The sequence below is a fragment of the Hamadaea tsunoensis DSM 44101 genome (genome assembly GCF_000428945.1).
Classification (GTDB): Bacteria; Actinomycetota; Actinomycetes; order Mycobacteriales; family Micromonosporaceae; genus Hamadaea; species Hamadaea tsunoensis.
Genome location: NZ_AUAX01000057.1, coordinates 1 through 9,468, shown reverse-complemented (window position 1 = coordinate 9,468; position 9,468 = coordinate 1). Strand labels below are relative to the sequence as shown.

The 9,468-nt window shown below is 70.7% G+C and carries 7 protein-coding genes, 2 rRNA genes and 1 pseudogene; 7 read left to right on the top strand and 3 right to left on the bottom strand.

Annotation, left to right across the window (positions count from 1 at the left end):
* Together G401_RS0138765 and rrf are read left to right on the top strand one after the other, a co-directional pair.
* A 23S ribosomal RNA gene (locus tag G401_RS0138765) occupies window positions 1-122 on the top strand; the annotation flags it as partial.
* Between the two features lie 111 nt (window positions 123-233).
* A 5S ribosomal RNA gene (gene rrf, locus G401_RS0138760) occupies window positions 234-350 on the top strand.
* 80 nt (window positions 351-430) lie between these two features.
* Here the strand turns inward: rrf and G401_RS51385 are convergent.
* On the bottom strand, window positions 431-1,114 hold the full coding sequence (locus G401_RS51385; RefSeq protein ID WP_157546783.1) for a hypothetical protein: 684 nt from the start codon (window positions 1,112-1,114) through the stop codon (window positions 431-433).
* 72 nt (window positions 1,115-1,186) lie between these two features.
* Complete coding sequence (locus G401_RS56510; RefSeq protein ID WP_157546782.1) at window positions 1,187-2,095, bottom strand: hypothetical protein; 909 nt, start codon at window positions 2,093-2,095, stop codon at window positions 1,187-1,189.
* Window positions 2,096-2,270: 175 nt separating this feature from the next.
* Here G401_RS56510 and G401_RS0138745 point away from each other — a divergent pair, with 175 nt between their 5' ends.
* The 3 genes from G401_RS0138745 to G401_RS0138735 all read left to right on the top strand — a co-directional run bounded on the left by G401_RS0138745 (window position 2,271) and on the right by G401_RS0138735 (window position 6,661).
* Complete coding sequence (locus tag G401_RS0138745) at window positions 2,271-4,943, top strand: valine--tRNA ligase (RefSeq protein WP_027346715.1); 2,673 nt, start codon at window positions 2,271-2,273, stop codon at window positions 4,941-4,943.
* A gap of 66 nt (window positions 4,944-5,009) precedes the next feature.
* A complete protein-coding gene (locus G401_RS0138740; RefSeq protein ID WP_157546784.1) occupies window positions 5,010-6,281 on the top strand; it encodes a bifunctional folylpolyglutamate synthase/dihydrofolate synthase in 1,272 nt (423 codons plus the stop codon).
* On the top strand, window positions 6,278-6,661 hold the full coding sequence (locus G401_RS0138735; RefSeq protein ID WP_027346713.1) for a DUF4233 domain-containing protein: 384 nt from the start codon (window positions 6,278-6,280) through the stop codon (window positions 6,659-6,661). Before G401_RS0138740 ends, G401_RS0138735 begins: the two co-directional genes overlap by 4 nt.
* Window positions 6,662-6,664: 3 nt before the next feature.
* Here the strand turns inward: G401_RS0138735 and G401_RS0138730 are convergent, their stop codons facing one another.
* The gene (locus tag G401_RS0138730) at window positions 6,665-8,194 is read right to left on the bottom strand and encodes a VOC family protein (RefSeq protein WP_027346712.1); all 1,530 of its coding nucleotides are present in this window, start codon (window positions 8,192-8,194) and stop codon (window positions 6,665-6,667) included.
* 182 nt (window positions 8,195-8,376) lie between these two features.
* On the opposite strand from G401_RS0138730, the gene ndk reads away from it, so the two are divergent.
* A complete protein-coding gene (gene ndk / locus G401_RS0138725) occupies window positions 8,377-8,826 on the top strand; it encodes a nucleoside-diphosphate kinase (protein WP_051367902.1) in 450 nt (149 codons plus the stop codon).
* Window positions 8,827-9,052: 226 nt separating this feature from the next.
* Window positions 9,053-9,468 (top strand): annotated as a pseudogene (locus G401_RS51375) (NAD(P)-binding domain-containing protein); the annotation flags it as partial.

Sequence of the window (9,468 nt, the reverse complement as noted above, 5' to 3'; positions counted from 1 at the left end):
TGAGGTTTCCCACCACTTTTGTGGGTAAGGCCCCCAGATAGACGACTGGGTTGATAGGCCGGAGATGTAAGCCCGGTAACGGGTTCAGTCGACCGGTACTAATAGGCCGAGGACTTAACTAACATTCAAACGACTTTGATGTCTCGCGTCCACTTTTCACATCACGGCATACAAACAGCCTCGACCCGATCTCGGATCGGTGTGTTCAGGGTGGTTTGACATGTTGATAGTGTTACGGCGGTCATGGCGGAGGGGAAACGCCCGGTCACATTCCGAACCCGGAAGCTAAGCCCTCCAGCGCCGATGGTACTGCACCGGGGACGGTGTGGGAGAGTAGGACACCGCCGGACAAATCTTCCAGTAGGCCCCCCGCATCAGCGGGGGGCCTACTGCATTTCCACGCCCTTTTCAGGTGTTCGGCAAGCCTTGTTCAGCGCTTCTCGATGGCGCTGCGCAGGTCCCGGAGAAGGCGTGCCGAATCGCTCTCGTCGCGGTCGGGGAACATGGCCATGGCGAGGCTGCCGTAGTCCGCCCAGCCGCAGACGGTCAGATCGCCGTCGGAGCTCTTCGCCGAACCGCATTTCATGGTGCCGCCCAGCGGGCCGGCGTCCACTGCGTGCACGTCGCCGACCGTACCGCCCTGGTCGTTGAGGAGGCTGAAGAGCGCCGTCAGCTCCCGGTCGGGGCGGCTGAGGAAGCCTGTGCCGCCGACGAAGAGGACGGAACGATTCGCGTTCTCGGGATCGCCGTACACCGCCGCGACGGAGCCCTTCACGGTGAAACCGGCGTCCAGCACGGTACGCAGATCGTCCGCCGTGGACTGGGCGTGGTCGGTGGTGTCCAATGTCAACCCCGCGGCCTGAGGCGGCGTGGTGAGCGTCGCGTCCTTCTGGGTCAGCATGCGGTAGGAGGTCGGCCCGAGGGTGACGGCCGCGGCCAGGACGCCGCAACCGACGACCGAACCGGTCATCGCGAGCCACCAGCGGCGTGACCGGCGGGCGCGGCCGGGCTCGGGGGCCTCGACGGGCTCGGGGATCAGCGGCGGGGCGGCCGGATCCGGGGCGCTGCGCGCTGCCGGGACCTGCTCTACGCGTACTGCTGGATGGTTGTCCACCTGCGGGAGGGTAGCAAGACGGGGCGCCGCGGGCCGGGACCCGCGCGGGCCCCGGCCTGATTGTCCTTGGGCCTAGCGGTGCTGGATCGCCTGGCGGAAGTCGAGCAGGAGCTTGGCCGACTCGGGCACGGTGCGGTCGAAGAAGTAGACGAAGCCGACGGAGCCGTGGTCGGCCCAGCCGCAGACGGCGACCTTGATGCCGCCGGTGACCGAGGTGCCGCACTCGGCGGTGCCGCCCAGCGGGCCGGCGGCCACGCCCTTGACCCCGACCACGGTCAGGCCGCTCGACGCGGTGCCGGTGAAGGCCTTGTCGAGTTCCTTCTGGGGGGTGAGGACCAGCGCGGCGCCGGCGGCGACGATGACCAGCTTCTCCGCTGCCTCGCCGTCCTTGTGGTAGACGCCCGCGGCCGAGCTGCTCAGCTTGGCGGACGCCTTGAGCTCGCTGGACAGCTGCTCGCTCAGGGCGACGAGCTGCGGGGAGTTCGAGCGGCCGAAGCCGGCGACGGAGTCCGCGGCCGTGACGGTGGCGGGGTACTGGTCGACGAAGGGCTTGCCGACGATCACACCGCCGACGGCGCAGGCGACCGCGAGCACGGCCAGGACACCGAGAGTGATCTTCAGCCCACGACGCCGGCCTCTGGGCCGGTCGAAGGCGTTGGCGTAGCCGGGCGGCGGCGTGGCCGGCTGAGCGGGCGCACCCGACGACGCCGGCTCGAAAAGGGACGACGGTGCCGGCTCGAAAGACGGTGCCGGCTCGAAAGACGGTGCCGGCTCGAAAGACGGTGCCGGCTCGAAAGACGGTGCCGGCTTGAAAGACGATGCCGGCTCGAAAAGGGATCCGGAACCGGCTGATGCCGAGGGCGCCGGCTGGGAGTGGACCGACTGGGAGCGGGCGGGCTCCGGGTGGGCGAGGTCGGCGGGCGGGGCCGGCGTCGGCTCGGGCCGGGAGTGGCGGCCGTACGCGTCGGCGGAGTGGCTCACGGTGAGGGCTCCTTCGGTCACCGCGCGGCCGGGGTGCGGGTGGCGCGGCGTGGGGCAGGGGTCGCGCGCGATGCTAATCGGTGACCACGGCCGGCGGCCACCACGCCGGGTTCGCCGGGCCCCGCCGCGCGGCACCCCGTCCGGCGCGTACGCGGCCGGTCCGTAGACTGGCGAGGTGACCGAGACCGAGCAGCCGACTACTTCGCCCGTGGAACTCGCCGCCGCGTACCAGCCCGGTGAGGTCGAGGTACGCCGCTACGAGCAATGGGTGGACAGCGGCGCCTTCTCGGCCGATCCGGCGAGCGACCGGCCGCCGTTCAGCATCGTGATCCCGCCGCCCAACGTGACCGGATCGTTGCACATCGGCCATGCCCTCGATCACACCATTCAGGACTCCATCATCCGGCGCAAGCGGATGCAGGGCTTCGAGACGCTGTGGCTGCCGGGCATGGACCACGCCGGCATCGCGACCCAGAACGTGGTGGAGCGCCAGCTGGCCGCCACCGGCACCTCGCGCCACGACCTCGGCCGCGAGGCCTTCGTCCAGAAGGTCTGGGAGTGGAAGGCCGAATCGGGGGGCACGATCCTCGGCCAGATGCGCCGGCTCGGCGACTCGGTCGACTGGTCGCGCGAGCGGTTCACCATGGACGAGGGCCTGTCGAAGGCCGTACAGACGATCTTCAAGCGGCTCTACGACGACGGTCTGATCTACCGGGCCGAGCGGATCATCAACTGGTGCCCGCGCTGCCTGACCGCGCTGTCCGACATCGAGGTCGAGCACTCCGACGACGACGGCGAGCTGGTCTCGATCCGGTACGGCGACGGTGACGACGCGATCGTGGTGGCCACGACCCGGGTGGAGACGATGCTCGGCGACACCGCCGTGGCCGTGCACCCCGACGACGAGCGCTACAAGCACCTGGTGGGCACCGAGGTCGAGCTGCCGTTCACCGGCCGGCGCATCCCGGTGGTCGCGGACGAGCACGTCGATCCGAGCTTCGGCACCGGCGCGGTCAAGGTGACCCCGGCGCACGACCCCAACGACTTCGAGATCGGCCAGCGGCACGGGCTGCCCTCGCTGGTGATCCTCGACGAGCGCGGCGTCGTCACCGCGCACGGCCCCTTCGAGGGGCTCGACCGCTTCGAGGCCCGCCCGGCGATCGTCGCCGCGCTGCGGGCCCAGGGCCGGATCGTGGCGGAGAAGCGGCCGTACGTGCACGCGGTCGGGCACTGCTCGCGCTGCAAGACCACGGTCGAGCCGCGGCTGTCGCTGCAGTGGTTCGTCAACACCGCGCCGCTGGCCAAGGCCGCCGGGGACGCCGTCCGCGACGGCCGGGTCCGGATCGAGCCGGTCGAGCTGGCCAAGCGCTACTTCGCGTGGGTCGACAACATGCACGACTGGTGCATCTCGCGTCAGCTGTGGTGGGGCCACCGGATCCCGGTCTGGTACGGCCCGGCGGGCGAGGTCGTCTGCGTCGGACCGGACGAGCAGCCGCCGGCCGGCGAGGGCTGGCGCCAGGACGAGGACGTGCTCGACACGTGGTTCTCCAGCGCGCTGTGGCCGTTCTCCACGCTCGGCTGGCCGGCCGACACCCCCGACCTGCAGAAGTTCTACCCGACCGGGGTCCTGGTCACCGGGTACGACATCCTCTTCTTCTGGGTCGCCCGGATGATGATGTTCGGCCTGTACGCGATGGACGGCCGCCAGCCGTTCGACGTCGTGGCGCTGCACGGCATGGTCCGCGACCAGTACGGCAAGAAGATGTCGAAGTCGTTCGGCAACGTGGTCGACCCGCTCGACTGGATGGACCGCTTCGGCGCCGACGCCACCCGCTTCGCGCTCGCCCGCGGCTCCAACCCGGGCTCCGACGTGGCCGTCAGCGAGGAGTGGGTGCAGGGCGCCCGCAACTTCTGCAACAAGCTCTGGAACGCCACGCGGTTCGCGCTCCTCAACGGGGCCACCGTCGGATCGCCAGAGGAACGCAGTGAGGCGCAGCGATCCGACCGCGGCGGCTCAGCCGAGGGCCCGCTCCCGACGGAACTGTCCGCTGTGGACAAGTGGATCCTGTCCCGGCTGCAGCACACCGTCGCCGAGGTCGACGAGTACTTCGAGAACTTCGAGTTCGCGAAGGCCTGCGACGCGCTCTACCACTTCGCCTGGGACGACGTCTGCGACTGGTACGTCGAGCTGGCCAAGCCGGTCCTCGCCGCGGGCGGCGCCGGCGCCGCGGCCGGCCGCCGGGTCCTCGGCCACGTCCTCGACCAGCTCCTGCGCCTGCTCCACCCGGTCATCCCGTTCGTCACCGACGAGCTGTGGTCGGCCCTCACCCAGCAGACCTCGGTGGTACGCGAGGCGTGGCCGGTCGTCGACCGCGCACTCGTCGACGACGCGGCCGAGGCCGAACTGGCGTCCCTGCAGCGCGTGGTGACCGAGGTCCGGCGGTTCCGCGCCGACCAGGGTCTCAAGCCGGGCCAGCGGGTCGCGGCGACGCTGTCCGGCCTGGCCGAGGCGTCGATCGCGGCACACGAGTCCCTGATCCGCTCGCTGGTACGCCTCGACGAGGCCGCCGACGACTTCGCCGCCACCGCCACGGTGACCGTGTCCGGCGGCGTGACCGTGGCGCTCGACACCCGCGGCAGCATCGACGTCGCGGCCGAGCGCGCCCGGCTGACCAAGGACCGCGCCGCCGCCGAGAAGGAGGCCGCCGGCTGCCGGGCCAAGCTGGGCAACGAGGCGTTCACCGCGAAGGCGCCGGCCGACGTGGTCGCGAAGATCAACGACCGGCTGACAGCCGCCGAGGCCGAGCTGGTACGCATCGACGCGGCCCTGGCGGCGCTGCCCGCGTAATGGGGGGACCTTGTGACTGAATTCCAAGAGGCCGAGGCCGAACTCGACGCGCGCGGCTTCACGCGGATGGTGTTCGACCTCGGGCGCATCGAGGAGCTGCTGGACGTGCTCGGCACGCCGCAGAAGGCGTACCCGAGCATCCATCTGACGGGCACCAACGGCAAGACGTCGACGGCCCGGATGATCGACGCGTTGCTGCTCGCGTACGGGCTGCACACCGGGCGCTACACCAGCCCGCACCTCGAGACCGTCCGGGAGCGCATCAGCCTCGACGGCCTTCCGGTCGACGAGGAACGCTTCGTCCAGATCTACGACGAGGTCGCCCCGGTGGCGAAGCTGCTGGACGCGCGGCGTACCGAGTCGCTGACGTACTTCGACATGACGACCGCGCTGGCCTTCGCGACCTTCGCCGACGCGCCGGTCGACGTGGCCGTCGTGGAGGTCGGTCTCGGCGGCGCCGACGACGCGACCAACGTGCTGCAGGCCGGCGTCACCGTCATCACCCCGATCGGCCTCGACCACACCGAGTGGCTCGGCGACACGGTCGAGGACATCGCGCTCGCCAAGGCCGGCATCGTCCACACGGGATCGACCCTGATCTGCGCGGCGCAGCCGGAGGAGGCCATGGTCCCCATCCTCGAACGCTGTGCCGAGGTCGGCGCGACGATCGCCCGGGAGGGCCTCGAATTCGGCGTGGTCGACCGGCAGGTGGCGCTGGGCGGCCAGGTGCTGACCCTCCAGGGGCTCGGCGGCGTCTACGACGAGGTGTTCATCCCGCTGCACGGCGCCCACCAGGCCCAGAACGCGGCGGTCGCGCTGGCGGCCGTCGAGGCGTTCCTCGGGGCCGGCAAGGGCAAGCAGCTCGACGTCGAACTGCTCCGGGAGGGCTTCGCCCGCGTCGACTCGCCCGGCCGGCTGGAACGCGTACGCGTGGCGCCGACGATCCTGCTCGACGCCGCGCACAACCCGCACGGCATGACCGCCACCGTCACCGCCCTGCAGGAGGAGTTCGCGTTCAGCCGGCTCGTCGGCGTCGTGGCGGCCTTCGCCGACAAGGACGTGCACGGCGTACTGGACCTGCTGGAGCCGGTGCTCGACGAGATCGTGGTCACCCGCAACTCGTCGCCGCGCTCGATGGCGGCCGCCGACCTCGGCGCCATCGCGGTCGAGGTCTTCGGGGAGGACCGCGTACACGTCATGGAGGAACTGCCCGACGCCATCGAGACCGCGGTCGCGCTCGCCGAGTCCGATCAGGACGGTGCGCTGAGCGGGGTCGGCGTCATCATCACCGGCTCGGTCGTGACCGTCGCCGACGCCAGGAAGCTGCTGAAGCGATGAGCCAGGAACAGTCGATCATCTCCGGCCTCAAGAACCCCGAACGCGCCGTACGCTCCCTCGGGGCGGCGGGGCTGACCCTCGAAGGGCTCACGCTGCTGCTCGCGATCCAGCCGATCCGCGTACTCGGGAGTGGGCTGACGGCGACGGCGATGTGGATCATCGTGGTCGCGGCGGTCGCGGCCTTCTGCCTCGCGGGCATGATGAAGCGGGCGTGGGCCTGGCACGCGGCCTCGGTTCTCCAGGTGGGCCTGCTGGCCGGCGGGTTCGCCCACTGGGCGATCGCGGCCATCGGCGTGATGTTCGGCCTGGCCTGGGTGTACGCGTTGCGCGTCCGCAGGCGCATCCTGCACTCGCCGCCCACGCCGCCCGCCGAGGCTTAGCTCTCAGGAGCGGGTACGCCACTGGGTGAGGTTGACGGCATGCCCGTCCGGGTCGCGGAAGGCGGCCGCCCAGAGTTCCAGGCGTTCGCCGCGGTTGACCACCCGGGGCGCGTAGGTGAAGACGATTCCCTTGTCGAGCAGTTCCCGGTAGACCCCGTCGAGGTCGCCCACCTCCAGGTTGAGGTGGGTGAGGCGGCGGTTGCCGGCGGTCAGGTCCTCGGCCATGCGCAGAACGATGCGGGTGTCGCCGGACGCGAGGACGGCGTTGCCGCGGCCGCTGTCGATCTCGTGGAAGCCGAGCAGGTCGCGGTAGAAGGCGACCGAGCGGCCGACGTCGGCGACCAGCATGGTGATGCCGACTCCGTGGACCGAACCGGTTCCGGCGGTGGCCGGTGGCATGAGGTCCAGGGGCTCGTCATGGGCGAGCGGGCCGAAATCGTCCTCGTCCTCGTCGGCCTGCGCCTCGACCTCGGGCTCCTCCGCCGTCGCCTCGGGTCGTACAGCCTCGGTCCGCGCGGGCGGTTCGGGCTCGCTGAGCGGTTCGGGCCGGGACGGCGTCTCGGGCTTGGCGGCCGGTGCGGCCGCCGGGCCGGCCCCGACGCTCGTGGGCGCGTCGCCCGCGGTGTCGGGAGTGGACGGTTCGTCGGAGAAGTCGATGGCGTCGACGCGGAGGGGCTCGCGGACGAGTTCGCCTTCCAGGACGCCCACACCGGGATCGGCGAAGCCGAGCGGCTCGCGGTCGGGCTCGGCGGGGGCTTCATCGGCGGCGGGCCGCGGGCGCGGGCGGGGCCGCGGGCGGCTGCGCTGCGGCAGCGGCGGGCCCTCGTCCTCCTCCTCGGTCAGTACGCCGCCCGCGTATCCGGCGTCGCCGGAGTAGGCCGCGTCGGGGGAGTAGGAGGCGTCCGGGGAGTAGCCGGCGCCGGCGGAGTACGCGGGGCCGGAGCCGCCCGGGTCGAACTCGTCGTCGTCGTAGCCGTCGAAGTCGCCGCGCTCGTCGACGTAGACCCGGCGCCGGCCCGGCTGCTGGTCGTCGTAGAGCGGCTCGTCATCGGTCACGCCGTCGTACGCCGGATCGCCGTAGGACTGGTAGCGCTGCGTCCGGGTGAGGATCTCGTCCCAGAGCACGCGTACGCGGCGGATGTCGTCGGTGGCGACGCGGACCGGTACGACGTCGCCGACATCCGGCCACTTGGCGACCGGGATGCGGGGGTCGCGTACGCGTACCGAAGCGGGCGGGTGGCCGGGCGCCTCGATCTGCAGGTGCATCTCGCCGCGGCCGTGGGTGAGGCTGGCCGGCGGATCGTTGATCTCCAGCACGTGGGCGGTGCCGACGACGAAAGCCCGGTCGGCCCCGCGGAAGGTGGAGCTGAACAGCAGCGCGACGGCGAGGACGACCATGGCGGCGCCGAGACCGCCGAACGGCCAGCTCTGCATGCCGAGTCCGGCCATGGCCATGAAGACGCCGACCGAGCCGAGCACCGCCGCGCCGGTGGAACGGAGTGCACCGACTTTCTTGCGTTGCCCGTTTGCCACGGTTTGTTCCTCCCCGGGTGACCCGTGCCCCACGGCGCCGGCGTGTGCCGTTCGCGTACCTTCCTCCAGCCAACATAGGCGGCGGACGCGAGTACGCGAAAGGGGCCTTTCGGCTGTGGCGAAAGCGGTCAAGACCCGTTTCCGGCCCGGTTAAGCTGCCCCGGTAGGCTCCTTCACGCCACATGGCGATCGCGCCCACCGACCCTGCAGGAGGTAAGCCCGTGTCCGAGCGGACGCTCGTTCTGATCAAGCCCGACGCCGTACGCCGGGGCCTGGCCGGAGAGGTCATCGGCCGGCTGGAGCGCAAGGGGCTCACGATCAACGCGCTGGAACTGCGGACGATGGACGCCGACCTGGCCGACGCGCACTACGCCGAGCACGTCGAGAAGCCGTTCTACCCGCCGCTGAAGGCGTTCATGACCTCCGGCCCGCTGCTGGCCGCGATCATCTCCGGTGACGAGGCGATCGCCGTGGTACGCCTGCTCGTCGGGGCCACGGACGGCCGCGCGGCCGCCGCCGGCACGATTCGCGGCGACTTCTCGCTGTCCAACCGGGAGAACCTGGTGCACGCGTCGGACTCGACCGAATCGGCCGAGCGCGAGATCAAGCTCTGGTTCCCCGAGCACGCCTGACGTCGCTCGGCTCACCCGCAGGCCGCCCGTCGCAGCCCCGCGACCGGCGGCCCGCAGGACATTTCCCGGTGTGATGGGCTAGGCTTCGCGGTCTCTGTCGGCAGAACTGCTGCTCGGCGCGTACCAGCCTCGCACAGACGGGAGATTCCTCTCCGTGACCACTCCTCATTCGACGATCCCCGCGGGCTTCGCCGTGACTCCCCCCTCGGGTGCTCAGCGCCCGCGTCTGACGTTCATCGGTGCCGGTTATCTGGGTGCCACGTATGCGATCTGCTATGCCGAGCTGGGTTATGAAGTGCTCGCGGTGGATGTGGACGCGCGTAAGGTCGAGGACTTTTCGAGGGGCGAGATGCCTTTCCACGAGCCTGGGCTGGACGAACTGCTGAAGCGGAATCTGGCGGCGGGCCGGTTGCGGTTCACGACGTCGTCGCAGGAGGCGGCGGATTTCGGTGACATTCATTTCATCTGTGTCGGTACGCCGCAGCGTTCGGATGGTATGGGCGCCGATCTGCGGTATGTCGAGTCGTCGGTGACGCCGCTGGCTCAGCATCTGACGCGTAAGGCCCTGATCGTGGGGAAGTCGACGGTTCCGGTCGGGACGTCGGAGTGGGTCGAGCAGTTGGTCGCCAAGCACGCCGACCC

What these genes read in the sequence shown, in the direction of transcription:
- ndk (WP_051367902.1), top strand. Translation starts at nt 8,377, where the DNA reads ATGGCGATCGCGCCCACCGACCCTGCAGGAGGTAAGCCCGTGTCCGAG.
- G401_RS0138735 (WP_027346713.1), top strand. Translation starts at nt 6,278, where the DNA reads ATGAGCCAGGAACAGTCGATCATCTCCGGCCTCAAGAACCCCGAACGC.
- G401_RS0138740 (WP_157546784.1), top strand. Translation starts at nt 5,010, where the DNA reads ATGGTGTTCGACCTCGGGCGCATCGAGGAGCTGCTGGACGTGCTCGGC.